This window comes from Microcella indica (assembly GCF_013414345.1).
GTDB classification, from domain to species: Bacteria; Actinomycetota; Actinomycetes; order Actinomycetales; family Microbacteriaceae; genus Microcella; species Microcella indica.
The window spans coordinates 364,617-380,294 of the sequence record NZ_CP058670.1 but is presented as its reverse complement, the minus strand read 5'-3'; the positions used below and the strand labels follow the sequence as shown (position 1 = coordinate 380,294).

16 protein-coding genes and 1 tRNA gene are annotated in these 15,678 nt (G+C 66.4%); 5 read left to right on the top strand and 12 right to left on the bottom strand.

The genetic code is table 11. The features are described 5' to 3' along the window. Positions 1 to 22: 22 nt before the first annotated feature. The 3 genes from HUJ41_RS01885 to HUJ41_RS01875 form a co-directional block, all read right to left on the bottom strand. Complete coding sequence (locus tag HUJ41_RS01885) at positions 23 to 322, bottom strand: metal-sensitive transcriptional regulator (RefSeq protein WP_179873108.1); 300 nt, start codon at positions 320 to 322, stop codon at positions 23 to 25. Then, positions 312 to 2,633: a heavy metal translocating P-type ATPase gene (locus HUJ41_RS01880; RefSeq protein ID WP_179873823.1), complete on the bottom strand. Its 2,322-nt coding sequence runs from the start codon at positions 2,631 to 2,633 to the stop codon at positions 312 to 314. Before HUJ41_RS01880 ends, HUJ41_RS01885 begins: the two co-directional genes overlap by 11 nt. Positions 2,634 to 3,451: 818 nt before the next feature. Further along, positions 3,452 to 3,856, bottom strand: a complete 405-nt coding sequence (locus HUJ41_RS01875) for a heavy metal-responsive transcriptional regulator (RefSeq protein ID WP_179873107.1) — start codon at positions 3,854 to 3,856, stop codon at positions 3,452 to 3,454. A gap of 54 nt (positions 3,857 to 3,910) precedes the next feature. On the opposite strand from HUJ41_RS01875, the gene HUJ41_RS01870 reads away from it, so the two are divergent. Both HUJ41_RS01870 and HUJ41_RS01865 read left to right on the top strand, forming a co-directional pair. Then, positions 3,911 to 4,207, top strand: coding sequence for a thioredoxin family protein (locus HUJ41_RS01870; protein ID WP_179873106.1), 297 nt, complete (start codon positions 3,911 to 3,913; stop codon positions 4,205 to 4,207). A gap of 67 nt (positions 4,208 to 4,274) precedes the next feature. Next, the gene (locus tag HUJ41_RS01865; protein ID WP_179873105.1) at positions 4,275 to 5,627 is read left to right on the top strand and encodes a dihydrolipoyl dehydrogenase family protein; all 1,353 of its coding nucleotides are present in this window, start codon (positions 4,275 to 4,277) and stop codon (positions 5,625 to 5,627) included. Positions 5,628 to 5,761: 134 nt separating this feature from the next. On the opposite strand, the gene HUJ41_RS01860 is transcribed toward HUJ41_RS01865, so the two are convergent. Beyond that, positions 5,762 to 5,833: transfer RNA gene (locus HUJ41_RS01860), tRNA-Arg, on the bottom strand. A gap of 33 nt (positions 5,834 to 5,866) precedes the next feature. Next, positions 5,867 to 6,229 (bottom strand): TraR/DksA family transcriptional regulator, encoded by a 363-nt coding sequence (locus HUJ41_RS01855; RefSeq protein ID WP_179873104.1) that lies wholly within the window; start codon positions 6,227 to 6,229, stop codon positions 5,867 to 5,869. A 64-nt stretch (positions 6,230 to 6,293) separates the two neighbouring features. On the opposite strand from HUJ41_RS01855, the gene HUJ41_RS01850 reads away from it, so the two are divergent. After that, positions 6,294 to 8,141: a DUF2207 domain-containing protein gene (locus HUJ41_RS01850; RefSeq protein ID WP_179873103.1), complete on the top strand. Its 1,848-nt coding sequence runs from the start codon at positions 6,294 to 6,296 to the stop codon at positions 8,139 to 8,141. On the opposite strand, the gene HUJ41_RS01845 is transcribed toward HUJ41_RS01850, so the two are convergent. The 4 genes from HUJ41_RS01845 to HUJ41_RS01830 all read right to left on the bottom strand — a co-directional run bounded on the left by HUJ41_RS01845 (position 8,138) and on the right by HUJ41_RS01830 (position 10,896). After that, on the bottom strand, positions 8,138 to 9,388 hold the full coding sequence (locus HUJ41_RS01845; protein WP_179873102.1) for an RNA polymerase sigma factor: 1,251 nt from the start codon (positions 9,386 to 9,388) through the stop codon (positions 8,138 to 8,140). The two genes, HUJ41_RS01850 and HUJ41_RS01845, sit on opposite strands and share 4 nt — an antisense overlap. An 18-nt stretch (positions 9,389 to 9,406) precedes the next feature. Then, complete coding sequence (locus HUJ41_RS01840) at positions 9,407 to 9,760, bottom strand: YciI family protein (RefSeq protein WP_246299284.1); 354 nt, start codon at positions 9,758 to 9,760, stop codon at positions 9,407 to 9,409. A gap of 117 nt (positions 9,761 to 9,877) precedes the next feature. Further along, a complete protein-coding gene (locus HUJ41_RS01835; RefSeq protein WP_179873100.1) occupies positions 9,878 to 10,288 on the bottom strand; it encodes a DUF1801 domain-containing protein in 411 nt (136 codons plus the stop codon). Positions 10,289 to 10,365: 77 nt separating this feature from the next. Further along, on the bottom strand, positions 10,366 to 10,896 hold the full coding sequence (locus HUJ41_RS01830; protein WP_179873099.1) for a hypothetical protein: 531 nt from the start codon (positions 10,894 to 10,896) through the stop codon (positions 10,366 to 10,368). 40 nt (positions 10,897 to 10,936) lie between these two features. On the opposite strand from HUJ41_RS01830, the gene HUJ41_RS01825 reads away from it, so the two are divergent. After that, positions 10,937 to 11,896: an alpha/beta hydrolase gene (locus tag HUJ41_RS01825; protein ID WP_179873098.1), complete on the top strand. Its 960-nt coding sequence runs from the start codon at positions 10,937 to 10,939 to the stop codon at positions 11,894 to 11,896. Positions 11,897 to 12,013: 117 nt separating this feature from the next. Here HUJ41_RS01825 and HUJ41_RS01820 read toward each other — a convergent pair whose 3' ends face one another. From HUJ41_RS01820 to HUJ41_RS01810, 3 genes are all read right to left on the bottom strand, one after another. Further along, positions 12,014 to 12,511, bottom strand: coding sequence for an HNH endonuclease (locus tag HUJ41_RS01820; RefSeq protein WP_152583943.1), 498 nt, complete (start codon positions 12,509 to 12,511; stop codon positions 12,014 to 12,016). 397 nt (positions 12,512 to 12,908) lie between these two features. Next, positions 12,909 to 13,598, bottom strand: a complete 690-nt coding sequence (locus HUJ41_RS12835) for a C40 family peptidase (protein ID WP_218925622.1) — start codon at positions 13,596 to 13,598, stop codon at positions 12,909 to 12,911. A gap of 114 nt (positions 13,599 to 13,712) precedes the next feature. Then, positions 13,713 to 14,402 (bottom strand): iron-dependent transcriptional repressor DtxR, encoded by a 690-nt coding sequence (locus HUJ41_RS01810; RefSeq protein ID WP_179873097.1) that lies wholly within the window; start codon positions 14,400 to 14,402, stop codon positions 13,713 to 13,715. A 157-nt stretch (positions 14,403 to 14,559) separates the two neighbouring features. Here HUJ41_RS01810 and serC point away from each other — a divergent pair, with 157 nt between their 5' ends. Next, complete coding sequence (gene serC / locus HUJ41_RS01805) at positions 14,560 to 15,675, top strand: phosphoserine transaminase (RefSeq protein ID WP_179873096.1); 1,116 nt, start codon at positions 14,560 to 14,562, stop codon at positions 15,673 to 15,675. Positions 15,676 to 15,678: the final 3 nt, after the last annotated feature.

Genomic DNA, 15,678 nt, shown 5'->3' with positions numbered 1-15,678 from the left:
CACTGCAACGCCTCACCTCGTTCTAGGAGCGCACCAGACGCGCGATTGCTTGGGCTGCCTCCTCAAGCTTGGCTTCGGCAACGTCACCGCCAGATCGAACGGCATCGCTGACACAGTGCTTCAAGTGTTCATCCAGCAGCCCCACGGCCACGCCCTGTAGCGCGCTTGTGAGGGCCGAGATCTGAGTCAAGATGTCGATGCAGTACTGCTCTTCATCCACCATCCGGTGAATTCCACGCGCCTGGCCCTCGATGCGCTTGAGTCGAACAAGATACTTGTCTTTATCGGCAAGGTAGCCGTGGGTGGCCTGATCAGCTGACATGCGCAACCTCCCTCTTCGGCGGGGATACCGAACCCAGGATGGCCTTCACGCTCGCCTCGGGTTTCAGGTCAAGGCGTCGCAGCCACTGCGCGTTCAATGCGACCACGATGGTAGAAACCGACATCAGGACAGCCCCGATGGACATGGGCAGCACGAACCCGATTGGCGCTAGCACACCAGCAGCAAGCGGCACCGAGAGGAGGTTGTAGCCCGCCGCCCACCACAAGTTCTGCTTCATTTTTCGATAGGAAGCCTTCGAGAGCTGAATCACCGACAGCACCGATCGCGGGTCGGAGCTCGCGAGAATTACCCCGGCCGAAGCGATGGCGACATCAGTACCTGCCCCAATGGCGATACCGACGTCTGCTTGTGCAAGGGCTGGAGCGTCATTGACGCCATCACCGATCATCGCGACCGAGCGACCTTCGTCTTGAAGCTCCCGCACCTTGGCGGCCTTGTGCTCCGGGCGAACGCCAGCAAAGACACGATCGATACCGAGTTCGGCCGCAACCGTGTGAGCGACTGCCTCGGCATCACCCGTGATCATCACGACCTGACGTCCAAGAGCATGCAACGCCTCTACCGCTTTTCGAGATTCATCTCTGATCGCGTCAGCCAGGCGCAACGCCCCGACCACTGTTCCGTCCGACACGACGTGGAGGATGATTGCTCCCTCCTTGCGCCACTCATCCGCGATTGCGAGCTCTGTCCCGTTCTCTTCAGTAAGGAGGTGTGGCCCGCCCACGCGAACTTTCTTGCGCTCGACGAGCGCGGTCACGCCAACTGCTGGGGAAGAGGTGAAGGCACTCGCCGTTGGCACGTCGATGCCGCGGCGTCGTGCAGACTCGACGATTGCACGAGCCAGCGGGTGTTCGGAGTCGGACTCAGCCGCGGCAGCGAGCGCTATGACCTGATCTTGGGTGAACCCATCAATCGCTTCGACTGAAGTGACCGTCGGCTCACCCTTTGTGAGGGTGCCCGTCTTGTCAAACAGGATGGTGTCAACTGTCCGCATGCTTTCAAGCGCGAGGCGATCCTTAATGAGAACGCCTCCACGAGCAGCTCGCTCGGTCGCGATCGAAACAACGAGCGGAATGGCAAGACCGAGGGCATGCGGGCAGGCAATGACCAGCACCGTAACGGTTCGAATGACCGCATCCTCCGGAAGACCAACAAGGCTCCACACGACCGCAGTGACGACTCCGGCGGCAAGCGCGAACCAGAATAGCCAGGCGGCAGCGCGGTCTGCGATCCGTTGTGCACGCGACGTCGAATTCTGCGCCTCGGTGACCAGGCGCTGAATGCCTGCCAACGCAGTGTCGTCGCCCACCGCGGTGATCTCAACACGGATCGATGAGTCGGTCGCGATTGTGCCAGCGACGACGATTGCACCTTCACTCCGTGTCACAGTCTGTGACTCACCGGTGATCATCGACTCGTCCATGCTCGCAGAACCAGAAACGACCCGGCCGTCCGCCGGAACGCGACCACCAGGACGCACCACAACCACGTCGCCGAGTTCCAGATTTGCCGGCGCGACTGTGCGGAACTGATCTCCGTCCACGACTTCCGCCTCGTCAGGAAGCAAAGCGGCCAGCGAGTCAAGCGCCGATGTCGTTTGCGCGAGGGAACGCATTTCGATCCAGTGACCAAGGAGCATGATGACGATCAGCAGTGCAAGCTCCCACCAAAAGTCGAGCTGATGATCAAGGAGCCCAAGGCTTGCGCCGAGCGACGCGACGAATGCGACGGTGATGGCAAGTCCAATGAGCAGCATCATTCCCGGCTTGCGGGATCGGATTTCCGAGACTGCTCCCACCAGGAAGGGCCGACCACCCCAGAAATACATGGCCGAACCGAACAGCGGCGAAACCCAGGTCACCCAAGGCCAGTCAGGAAGTTCGTAGCCAAGAAGCATGGCGAACATGCTCGAGAGCCCAACCACTGGCACTGCCAGCACCAACATGATCCAGAAGAGACGTCGGAACTGACCCACGTGATCACCGTGACCAGCGTGACCAGCGTGGCCAGCGTGCGCACCGTGTTGCATCGCGGATTGGTCCGACGACTGATGTCCACCATGCTCATGGTGGGTGGGGGCATTGTGGGCGTGCTTGTCTTCGGACGCCGCTCGTCGCCGGATCACTTCGTGGGGAGACGGGAGCGTTTCAGCAGAGGCCGCGAACTTCTCCGGATCCGCGTCAAAGCGGAGGACGCATCCTTCGCAGCACAGCCAGTACCTTTGCCCGTGAAAATCTCGGTAGAGACCTGCTTCCTCTGAGTCGCTCTTCACGACCGCGTTGTTAGGCATCACAGGACACACCGCAAGCTTCGACTCCGGTGTGCTCGTCGATGCCAGCGAAGGGTGGACATTGTGATCGTGGTGCTGCATTGCTTCTCCTTACCCGCAGGGGCTTCTTACCCCAGCATACCCCAGGGGGGTATATGCGTATAGGCTTTTGGAGGCGCGTGATTGAACACTCGATGGACGAGATCGGTCTACCCACCGACGACAGATGTCCCCGCAAGAGGCAGGGGCGAAAACGAGCTCTGCAAGTGCAGGGGTGACGAGTAGCTCCCCCGAGCGGAATACCCGACCGGAATACCAGTGCACCTGCTGCAGGTCTACTCGAACCCCCCGGCGGGTCAGACGCCACCTCAGGAACTACTGTTCCGATCGATGAAGCGAGACCGCCCTGAAGAGGGGGTGTCCGGAACTTCCCGCAGAGCACGCCAGTTACGCGAACGGGAAGTAGACGAACTTGTGGCCCGATATGACGAGGTCCGGAACATGCGGCAGGTCGCACGTGAGTTCCGCATCTCACGTACAACGGCGGCGAAGGTGCTGGCGATCCGAGGAGTTGCCACGTCGCGGGGAATGAGTTCGGTCGAGATCACGCTCGCGGCAGAGCTGTATGAACAAGGTGAGTCGAGCGGCACGATTGGCCGAAGATTGGGTTACGACAATCACACAGTCCTGAGAGCGCTACGCGAGGCAGGAGTCCAGATTCGACGCCCACTCGGTCGCTGAACAATGGCGACTTCGACACCGGACCGCGCTGTTGCTGCTGCGGCTGCGGCTGAATCAGGGTCCTCGGGGAAGGCGGCACTCTGGGCGTCCCCATCACGTTATTGACCGACCTTCACTATGACGTTGCAGACGCTGCCCGGTTCACAGTCGGTGGGGTCTAGCTCTCGACTCGCGGCGATCATCTGATGCAACTCTGCTTCCAGGACAGCAAGTTCGCGTTGCCGGCGCTGCACGTCCTCAAGCTTCGTGGCAAGAAGCGCCGACGCGTGCTCGCAGGGTGTTTCGCCGGCCTCACGGATGTTGATGATGCTGGCGATCTCAGCGAGCGTCAGGCCTGCCGCCTGAGCAGATCGAATGAAGGTGAGGCGCGATTTGGCCGCGTCGTCATATCGGCGATACCCATTGCCTCCACGCGCAGACGGCGATATCAGTCCCCGTCGCTCGTAGAACCGAATTGTCTGCGAGGGCACACCGCTGGCTGTGGATAGATCGCCAATCTTCATAGGCCCATTTCACCACTTGACCTTGTATCGCGCTACAACGTTTATGGTTCGAGAATGGAAATCACGCTGCAGTACTTCGACGGGTGCCCAAACTGGTTGATCGCGGCCGAACGATTGGCGACTATCGCGGCGGACCGCCCTGGCATCACCGTGAACCACAGGCTGGTCGAAACCTTGGAAGAGGCAGAGGCGATCGGCTTTCGTGGCTCGCCGAGCATTCTTGTGGATGGAGTAGATCGCTTCGCCGACCCATCGGCCGACGTCGGGCTCGCCTGCCGCGTGTACGGGACGCCAGCTGGATTAGCCGGCTCCCCCACACTGGAACAGCTGCGCGACGCGATCCCCGCATGAGAAGACTCAGTGCGCACATGGTTCCCGTTCATCGTTCCCTATCGCTAAGGCCAATGGGAGGAAATCTGTGAGCGAGGAATACGACCTGTTCGTCATCGGCGCGGGGATGGCAGGAATCACCGCAGCTAACCGCTGTGCATCCCACGGCTGGCGCGTCGGCATCGTCGACACCCTCCCCTATGGGGGCACATGTGCCCTGCGCGGCTGCGACCCGAAGAAGATTCTGCGCCGTGGTGCGGAGGTCATCGACGATGCTCGCCTGATGCAGGGCAAGGGCATCGACCAGAACGGGCTCGCGCTCGACTGGCCAGCACTGATGCAGCACAAGCACGGCTTCACCGACGACGTTCCTGACGCCATGGAGTCCAGGCTCAAGCGAAACGGCGTATCCACATTTCACGGGGACGCCCGATTCGTCAGCCCTCACGACCTCGAGATCAACGGCGAACAGCATTCCGCGAGACGATTCCTCATCGCCACGGGGGCACGGCCCCGACCGCTTGAGTTCCCCGGCCATGAGTACCTGATCGACAGCACCGAATTCCTCAACCTCGAAGCGCTGCCCGCCAGGATCGTGTTTGTCGGCGGCGGATTCATCTCGTTCGAGTTCGCCCACATCGCAGCGCGCGCTGGCGTGGACTGCGTGATCATCGATCACGGCGAACGTCCGCTGCGTGCATTCGACCCGGATCTCGTCGACCTGCTCGTGCGCCGCACCGAGCAGGCAGGGATACGCGTGAACCACAGCAGCTCCGTCAGCGGAGTCACTCGCACGCCCACACGGTTTAACGTCGCGGTCGATCAGGACGGTGCCACGACCACCATCGACACAGACTTGGTCGTGCATGGCGCGGGGCGCGTTCCCAACTTCAACGGCCTCGACCTTGCTGCAGCCGATATCGCGTCGGGGCCACAGGGTATCGACGTGCTCGGGCACTTGCAGAGCCGCAGCAATCCGTCGGTCTACGCCGCAGGTGACGCGGCGGACACCCCCGGCGAGCGCCTCACACCCGTGGCAGTCTTCGAGGGCAAGGTGGCCGCATCCAACATGATCAAGGGCACCGAGACGGTGCCCGACTATGCCGGTGTGCCGTCTACCGTGTTCACAATCCCGGAGCTGAATCGAGTCGGGATGCTCGAGCATGAAGCCGCTCGCGACGGCCGCGAGACCTCCGTACGGTTCCACGACACCAGTGGCTGGTACAGCAATTACCGTGTCGGTGAAACCACAGCCGCCACCAAGGTGATCGTCGACTCAGCGACCGATCAGATCCTCGGGGCGCACCTCCTCGGCCCCGGCTACTCGGAAGTGATCAACACCTTCGGCCTTGCTATCAAGCTCGGCCTCACCACCCGACAGCTGAAATCCGCGACGGCTACCTACCCTTCCGTTGGCTCCGATCTCGGCTCCATGCTCTGACTGAGACACTCATCAGGCTGGGCCGATCGCGGTTCGGCAGCGAGCCGCTCGTGACACCAAAAACGGAGCCGACAGCAGTCCAAAATTGCTGATGGATCGCCTATTGAGATATTCCGGTCGGATATTCCGGTCGGTGCCCCTGGAGGGACTCGAACCCCCAACCCTTTCCTTAGGACGGAACTGCTCTTCCATTGAGCTACAGAGGCGGTGCATCCACTCTAAAGCAGGAGTGCCAGCGCTCAGCCGTCGAGCCGAGCGCAGTCGATGCAGAGCGCGGCCGCGGGCCGAGCATCCAGTCGGGCCGGGTCGATGGCCCGCCCGCAGCGCCGGCAGATTCCGTAGTCGCCCGTCGCCACCCGCTCGAGAGCGGTGTCGAGCTCGTCGAGCTCGCGCACCGCAGAGTCGAGCACGCCCGAGACCTGCGACCAGGCTTGCGACATCGTGGCGCCCTCAGGATCATGCTCGTCGTCGTCCGAATTGTTCGATCGCGCACTCTGCACAGCGCGTAGCTCGTGGCGAAGTTGCTCGACTCGGGCGGCAGCCTCAGCGCGGCGGCGGGCGAGAGCGTCGGCCACACCGTGCTCGTCGCGCTCGTTGCTCATGAGGCCATCTTGCCGGAGGCTCTCCTTCCTGAGCGTTCGAGCGATGCTCGCTAGTGTTGCCAGCATGCGCACACCCGCACGGTTCGCCCTCACCCTCGCGCTCGCCGCCGGGTTCGCCCTCTCCCTCACGCCGACGGCCGCGATCGCCACTGCGCTGAAGAGCGACGTCAGCGACTTCACGTTCGACTCCTTCGATGCCGACTACACGCTCAGCCGCGAGGCCGACGGCACCGCCACGCTCGAGGTCGTCGAGACGATCGTCGCCCGCTTCCCCGACTTCGATCAGAACCGCGGCATCATCCGCGCCATCCCTGACGACTACGACGGCGTTCCGCTCAACACGACGATCAACGGCGTCACGGATGCGAACGGCGACCCGGTCTACTACGAGCCCTACTATGCGGGCGGCTTCGTCGAGCTCGCCCTCGGCACCGACGAGTTCGTGCGCGGTGTGCAGACCTACGTCATCTCCTACACGCAGCAGAACGTCGTGCGATCGTTCGACGACACCGCCTCCGACGAGTTCTACTGGGACGTCAACGGCACCGGATGGCAGCAGCCGTTCGGCGAGGTGAGCGCGACGGTGACCCTCGCCCCGGACGTCGCCGAAGCGCTCACGGGCAATGCCGCATGCTACGTCGGTGCCTTCGGCGAGGACGAGCAGTGCACGATCGACGATGACGGCACGACCTTCACGGCGAGCGCGACCGACCTCGCACCCGGGGAGACGGTCACGGTCGCGATCGGCTTCGATCCCGACACGTTCCTCACGCCTGATCCGGTGCGCCCGATAGCTCCGCCGCCCCCGCCCCCGCTGCCGTGGTGGATGCACCTCGTCTCGGGCGGGCTGGGTCTCGCGAGCGCAGGCGCTCTTGTCGCGTCGATCGTGTCCCGCGTGCGCGCGGGAGGCGGCGCGAAAGGGCGCGGCGTCATCATTCCGCAGTACACCGAGCCTTCCGGCATCGACATCCTCCAGTCTGCGCAACTGCTGGGGCGATCCACCTCGGCGATTCCTGCCGCCGTCGTCAGGCTGGCCGTACGCAAGAATCTGCGCATCCTTGCCTACTCCGTCGAGAAAGATGCAGCCCCGTACACGCTGCAGTACCTCAGTGACGACCGCACCGACGTGCTCGACCGCGCGGTGCTCACCGCCCTCTTCGGTCGCACGCGCGACGCCGGCGAGCTGCGCGAGTACGGCACCTACGATTCGGCCCTCGGAGCGCGCCTCACGAAGTTGTCCACCGAGGCGCGCGCCTCGCTCGTCACCGAGGGCTTCCAGCGAAAGCCGAGCGGCATTGGATTCGGCTGGCTCACGGTCGTGGCGCAGATGGTGATCGGATTCGCGGCCTTCATCACGGTCGGCATCTCGGTGGAGGTCTTCAACGACGCGAGTCCCTTCGCCCTGCTGGCAATCCCCGTCACGTTCGTGGCGGGGATCGTCGCCTTCGCGCTCGCACTGCGACCGCTTCAGCTAACGGAGAAGGGCCGCGAGGCACGCGACCACCTCGAGGGCATGAAGCTCTACCTCACGGTCGCCGAGCAGGACAGGTTGCGCATGCTGCAGAGCCCCCAGGGCGCCGAGCGCATCGACGTGGGCGACGAGCTCGAGCTCGTGAAGCTGTACGAGAAGCTGCTGCCGTGGGCGGTCGTCTGGGGCGTCGAAGATCAGTGGATGCGCGAGCTCGAGCTGCACGTCGCCGCCCTCGACGAGACTCCCGACTGGTTCGTGGGCCGCAGCGGCTTCGAGGTCGCCCTCTTCGCCTCGGCCGTGCGCGGGATGACCGCGACGACCACGGCGCCCGCCTCGAGCTCCTCGTGGTCGGGCAGCGGGGGCGGCAGCTTCTCGGGCGGCTCGTTCGGCGGAGGCTTCTCCGGCGGAGGCGGCGGGGGTGGAGGCGGCGGCGGTCGCTAGCCGCCAGAGGTCTCGGCGGCCCGCCGCTCGAGATGCCGCCGCTCACCCTCGTTGCTCGTGAGCCCCCGCGCACGCTCGAAGCTCGCGGCAGCGGGGCGGCCTGCGCGGGCGAGCAGTTCACCCCGCGTCGCGTGGAACAGGTGGTACTCGTTGAGCCCGGTCAAGCGGTCGAGCACGGCGAGGCCCGCGCGAGGGCCGTCGGCCATCGCGATCGCGACGGCACGGTTGAGCTCGACGACGGCGTTGGGGGCCATGCGCCCCAGTTGCCCGTACAGCTCGGCGATCGCGCCCCAGTCGGTGTCGGCAGCGGTACGTGCATTGGCGTGATGGCCGGCGATGATCGCCTGCACTTGGTAGGGCCCCGGCGCCATGCGCGTCATGGCGCTGTGCAGCCGGGCGTTGGCCTCGGTGATGCCGTCGAGGTTCCAGCCGGTGCGGTCTTGGTGCTCGAGCAGCACGAGCTCGCCGAGCCCGTCGACCCGCGTGCCCGAGCGCGCGTGGTGGTACAACTCGAGGGCGAGCAGCCCTTCGGCTTCGGCGCTCGCGGGCAACTCGTCGACCACCTGGCGCGTCAGCCGAATGGCCTCGGTGATGAGGTCGACGCGCGTCACGTGTTCAGCGCCACGGGAGAGGTAGCCCTCGTTGAAGATCAGGTAGAGCACCCGCAGCAGCGCGTCCACGCGCTCGTCCAGATTCGCCGGGATCGTGAGCGGCATACCCGCGTCACGAATCTTGCGCTTGGCCCGCACGATGCGCTGCGTGAGCGTGGCCTCGGGCAGCAAGTAGGCGGCCGCGACTTCGGCGGCGGATAATCCGCCCGCCAGTCGCAGGGTCAGTGCCACTTGCGTGTCACGGTCGAGCGCCGGATGGCAGCAGAGCAAAAGCAGCCTGAGGCGTTCGTCGCCGAGAGAGGAAGCATCCATGATCAGGTCGTCCTCCTCTTCCGTCTCGGTGGTCGCATGGTGCGCGGTCAGTTCGGGCGCGGCCTCGTGCAGTCGGCGACGGGATGCTCGGTCTCGACGCAGCTCGTCGATCAGCGTGTTGCGGGCCACGGTGTAGAGCCACGCGGCCGGGCGCTCGGGAATGCCCGACTGCCACGCGGTCAGGGCGGTGGTGAGGGCATCCTGAACCGCATCATCGGCGGCGTCGAGGTCGCCAAAGCGACGCGTGAGGAGGGCGAGCACGCGCCCGCTCTCCTCACGCGCTAGCCGGGTGACGGCGTCGGCGATCTCCGCCGAGGTGGTCATGCTGTGGTCACGCTGTGGTCAGCCCGCGTCGGGCCGGAACGCGACCGGGCGAATCTCGAGCGAGCCGGAATCCATCGGCAGCTTCTTCGCGAGCTCGATGGCCTCGTCGAGGTTCTCGGCCGAAATTAGGTAGTAGCCGCCGAACTGCTCTTTCGTCTCGGCAAAGGGGCCGTCGACGATCTCGGGGGCCTGGCCCGACGTCAGGCGCAGCGTCGTGGCTGAGCTCGTCGGGGCAAGGTTCGCGCCGCTGACCCAGTGACCGCCCTCGATGAGCGACTGGTTGTAGGCGAACCACGCGCCCATGTCCTCGTCGAAGCCGGGATCGCCGGGGGCGAGGCGCGGGCTGGACTCGTCGCCGTGAATGAGGATCATGAATTCCATCGTCGTTTCTCTCTCTCGAAGGCCAGCTATCTGCTTGCTCTCACTCAGATGACGAACCAGTCGACCGGATTCGACAACATGAGCGAAACATTCTTTAGCGCCCGTTCGCTACTCAGGCGCCCGATGATCGATCGCGAGCCAGCTCGACAGCACGCGCCCCAGCGCCGGCTCTTTCGCGCGAATATCTGCGGCGTCGGCGAACGTCACGAACCCCCGAACGTCGGATGCCCACTCGACGATGCCCTCATCCTCGAGCAGCACCGGCGCGCCCTTCCTGTTCTCCGGCCTCGTTGCACCCATGTGCAGCACGAGCTTCACGAGGCCCTGCTTGTTGCGCAGGTCCATCGTGATGCGGTCTTCGCCGTCGAAGACGTAGCTCGGCGCGTTCCACTTGACGTGCTCGGTGAGGTCGGCCTCGAGCGAGCCGATGATGTCGCGCAGCAGTTGCACCTGCTCGCGCGTGACCTCGTCGAGTGCACTGACGAGGTCGGCGACAGAAGGCTGCGCGCTCGGGGTCATGGGCTCAGCGTAGAACGGGACGCGGTCGTCAGCGAGGCATCACCGTCTGCCGTCGGCCATCGGTTCGCAGATCTACGTTAGGGGGCGCCCAGCGAGGCCAGCAACTTCTGGGCGCGACCGCGCACCGACTTGTGGCGGCTCGTGGTCAGGGTGCTCAGTTCGGGCACGAGCCACGCGGCCAACTCGGGGCGTTGCCGGGCAAAGTGGGCGAGCGAGTCGGCGGTGGTGTTCTGCACGATCCAGTCGTCGTAGTGCAGGTTCGCCTGCATGAGGGCGATGGCCGCGTCGCGCTGCTGCGGGGTCATGTGGGCGTCAAGCAGCACGAAGAGAATCGAGAGCGTCCACTTGGTCGAGGCCTGGTCAATCTGAGCGACCCAGCCGAGCAAGTCATCGAGGTGGGCGGCCACCCATTCGGGCTGCTGCTGTGCGACGCGCTTGACCGCGCTCGACACGCGCAGTCGAACCACGGCGTCGTCGCTGCGATAGCACGCCACAAGTTCGGCGAGCAGAGTCCGATCAGCGAGCACCTCGTCGACGACGCTCACGGTGTTGCCGAGGGAGTTCGGGTGCCCGCCCGACAACGGGGTCTCGAAGCGGCTCACCGACATGCGGCCAGAGTAGCGCCGCGCAGCGAACTAGATTCAGTGCATGGTCAACGACGACTCCCCCGCCTTCCACCCCGACCTCACGCGCGCGCGGTTCATGCCGCGCACCTCGGCCACGCGGGGCAACCGTCGGCTTCTGCGCGCGATGACCCGCATCGGGCGCCGACGAGCGCCGAAGCACGGCGAACTCGTCGACCTCGGTGATGGCGTCACGGTGCGCGTGCACCGGCCAGCGGCGACGGATGCTCGCACTCGCCGCCCCGCGATCCTCCACCTCCACGGCGGAGGCCTCATCATCGGCTCGGCCACCCGGGGCGACCCGCTCTGTCGGCGCGTGGCCAACGAGCTCGGAGTCGTGGCGGCGAGCGTTGACTACCGCATGCCGCCCGAGCACCCCTACCCGACACCGCTCGAGGATTGCTACGCCGCGCTCCGGTGGCTCGCCGCGCAGCCCGATGTCGACCCCGCGCGCATCGCCGTGATCGGCGAGAGCGCCGGAGGCGGGCTCGCCGCATCCCTCGCCCTGCTCGCCCGCGACCGCGGCGAGGTCACGCTCGCCGGTCAGGTACTCGCGTACCCGATGCTGGATGACCGCACTGACGAATCCGCGGCAGCCCACCCGCGCATGCTGCGCCTCTGGAACGGGCCCAGCAATCGCCTCGGTTGGGGCATGTATCTCGGCGCGGGTGCGGCCGGCCCCGCCGCCACGCCGCTCGATTCCGCGACCCTCGAGCGAGCCGTGCCCGCGCGCCGCGCCGACCAGGGCCCAGACGCGCTCGCGGGGCTGCCGCCCGCGTGGATCGGGGTCGGCACGCTCGACCTCTTCCACGACGAAGACCTTGAGTTCGCGCGTCGCCTCACGGAAGCGGGCGTGCCGTGCGAGCTGCACGTGATCCCCGGCACGTACCACGGCTTCGACGCGGCCGAGCCGAAGGCCGCCGTCTCGCGCGACTTCGTCGCCCGCCAGGTCGAGGCGCTGCGCGGCATGCTCGGCGCGCGCTGACGGGCTATGTGCCTCCTGCGGCACATGCCCCGCGAGGCACACAGCCCGAACGCGTCCCCGCTGCCCTCGGCAACCCCGTAGCGAAGCAGACCCGCGCCGCCAGGCGCGACACGCACCCTAAGCAGCAGGCGCCAAGTACTCGTCCCACGCGGGCTGCGGGCGCTCGATGCCGCGCACGAGCCACGAGGTGCCGTGCGGCGCCTTCGGCGTGAACAGCAGCTCCCAGCGCATCTCGGCCGGCGTGCGGTCGCCCTTGATGTTGTTGCACTTGAGGCAGCAGGCGACGAGGTTCTCCCACGTGTCGGCACCGCCGCGCGAACGGGGCAGCACGTGGTCGATCGTCGTCGCGTGCGCATCGCAGTACGCGCAGCGGTTGCCGTCGCGACGCAGCACCCCGCGGCGGGTGAGCGGCACGCGGCGCGCGTGCGGAATGCGCACGTAGCGACGCAGCACGATGACGCTCGGGCGGTCCCACGCGTCGTGAATGCCGAAGACCGGGTGCTCACCATCCGAGGCGAGCACCGTCGCCTTGTCGTTCATGACCAGCACGAGGGCTCGGCGAAACGACACCACGGCGAGTGGCTCGAACCCCGCGTTGAGGACGAGTGTGCGCATTGACAGGCTCCTGTCGAACGGGCCCGCATGGCCTGCGGGCGTTCCATCGGTTCCCGGCGCATCACGGTGCGAGGGTCAACGCGGCCCTTCCGGGCACAAAAAAAGCACTGCCGTCAGACGGCAGTGCTCGATCCCGCAGAACCGCGACAGGGCGCGATCCAGCGAACGCTGACGGCTATGCGAAAAACGGCGCGCGCATCCACGGTTTGGATGTCCCGTCGCTCACTCATGGCCTCTCCTCCAGTGCCCCGTGCGGCACCAAGAACTTCAGGCTAACCGAGAAACCGGGTATGTGCGCTGCGAGGCGCGCCGGTTCACGCGGCGTTCACCCGCGCGCGTGCCGCCACGGGTGCCAGAAGCTCAGGCCCGGGAAGCCGAGTCGCTAGATGCCGAGGCGCTAGATGCCGAGGCGCACGATGTAGTAGGCGTCCGTCCACAGCGGGCGCACGGTGACGCTCTTGCCCGCGTACGGTGCGTCCAGAATCTGGCCGCCGCCCATGTAGATGCCGTTGTGCGACATGTCGTTGAAGATCACGATGTCACCCGCGCGGGCATCGGCTCGCGAGATGGGCGTGCCCATCGCCGCCTGGCCACGCACGCTGTGCGGGAGGGAGATGCCGAACTGCGCGTACACGTACTGCACGAAGCCCGAGCAGTCGAAGCCCGCCGGCGTACTGCCGCCCCAGCGGTACGGCACGCCCTGGTACTGCAGGCCCACCTGCACGACCTGGTCGAGGCTGAAGTTCGGGTACGGCGGGTTGGCGAGGAAGTCGCCGACCGTCGGGCCGCTCCACTTCGGGGCGGCTGCCGCGAGCTGCGCGCGCCGCAATTCGGCAACGCTCGTCGCGTCGAACTCGTCGCGAGAGAGGTCTTGCGCCACCTCTGCGGTCGCGCTGATCGAGACCGTCTGCGACTCCGACGCACGCAGCTCGGCCATCGCCTCCGCGCTCGCCGAGCTCTCCGCGTAGGCGGGCCCCTGCAGGGACGTGCCGGGGAGAGCGAAGGTGGCGACGAAAGCTGTCGCCAGTGCGAGAGCGGCGACGTTCGTCAGGGTGCTCTTCACGGAGCGGCGGGCATGGGTAGTCACAGATCAACCTCCTGCCGCGCGACCCTGGATGTCAGATGCGCGACTGGGCGAGTGTACGCGAGGTAACGGGAAGGTCACAAAACGACGCGCGTCACTACATGTAGTGGCGAAAGCTCACTCGTCGACGTAGATGTGCTGCGCGACCTCCGCCGGAAGCTCGATGCCCTCGGCGCGACCGTCGACGTCCACGGCGATATAGCCGTTCGGCTCGGACCGAATCCTGGCCCGCGCGCCCGGCACGACCCCCGCCTCGAACAGCTGGTGCAGGAGGTCGGGATCGAATTGGACGGGCTCGGACAGGCGCCGGATCGTGCACTGCCGCATCCCCGCCGCCGTCGCGTGGGTGAGCGAGATGACACCGTCGAGGAAGTCGACGGCCGGCGCGCCCCCCAGCTCCTCCATGCCCGGAATCGGGTTGCCGTACGGCGACTCGGTCGGCCCGTCCAGCAGCGTCATCAACCGGCGCTCCACCTGCTCGCTCATGACGTGCTCCCACCGGCAGGCCTCATCGTGCACGTACGCCCAGTCGAGTCCGATCACGTCGGCGAGCAGACGCTCGGCGAGCCGGTGCTTGCGCATGACCGACACCGCCTTGTGGCGACCCTCCGGCGTGAGCTCCAGATGGCGGTCGCCCTCGACCCGCACGAGACCGTCGCGCTCCATGCGCGCGATCGTCTGCGACACCGTGGGGCCCGAGTGCCCGAGGCGCTCAGAGATGCGCGCCCGGAGGGGAACGATGTTCTCCTCCTCCAGATCGAGGATCGTGCGCAGGTACATCTCCGTCGTGTCGACGAGGTCGGTCATGGGCCTGTCTCCTTACACGCACGCGATCGTTCGCCCAGCCTAATCGTTCGGCATGAGCGTTCGGCATCGGCGACCGCCCGCCGCCTTCAGCATCGCTGGGGTGCCATCACGGGATGCCCCGCACCGCGCCCCCGCAGCCGCTCAGTAGACTCGAATCATGGCCGACGTGCGCATCCCCACCGACCTTCTTCCCGCCGACGGACGCTTCGGCTGCGGACCCTCGAAGGTGCGCCCCGAGCAGGTCGCCGCCCTCGCCGCCGCCGGTGAGCTGCTCGGCACCTCGCACCGCCAGGCCCCCGTCAAGAACCTCGTCGGCAGCGTGCGCGCCAGCCTCGCCGAGCTCTTCCGCCTCCCCGACGGGTACGAGGTCGTGCTCGGCAACGGCGGCTCCACCGCGTTCTGGGACGTCGCCGCGGCCGGCCTCATCGAGCGCCGCAGCGCGCACCTCGCCTTCGGCGAGTTCGGGGCCAAGTTCGTCGCCTCCGCCCGCGCCCCGTGGCTCGACGCCCCCCACGTCGTCTCGAGCGACCCCGGAAGCCGCGGCACGCTCGAGACGGTCGACGGCGTCGACGTGTACGCCTACCCGCACAACGAGACCTCCACGGGTGTGAGCGCGCCCGTCACGCGCATCGGCTCCGCCCCCGAAGCGCTGACCATCGTCGATGCGACGAGTGCGGCGGGCGGCATCGACATCGACGTGAGCGAGACCGACGCCTACTACTTCGCCCCGCAGAAGAACTTCGCCGGCGACGGCGGGCTGTGGATCGCCCTCCTGAGCCCCGCCGCGATCGAGCGGGCGCAGCGCCTCGACGCGAGCGACCGCTTCATCCCGCCGTTCCTCTCCCTCACCGCCGCCATCGACAACTCGCGGCTCGACCAGACGCTCAACACCCCCGCGATCGGCACGCTCGTCATGCTCGACAGCCAGCTGCAGTGGATGAACTCCTCGGGCGGGCTCGCCTGGGCCGGAGCGCGCACGGCCGAGAGCTCGGGCATCCTCTATGACTGGGCACGGGCGCACCCGCTCGCGTCCCCCTTCGTGGCCGACCCCGCGCACCGCTCCCCCGTCGTCGTGACGATCGACCTCGACGACTCCGTCGACGCCGCCGCCGTCGCGAAGACCTTGCGCGCGAACGGCGTCGTCGACACGGAGCCGTACCGCAAGCTCGGCCGCAACCAGTTGCGTGTCGCGACCTTCGTCGCCATCGAGCCCGACGATGTGCGCCAGCTCACGCGCTGCATCGACTACGTGATCGACGCCCTGGCAGACTGAGCG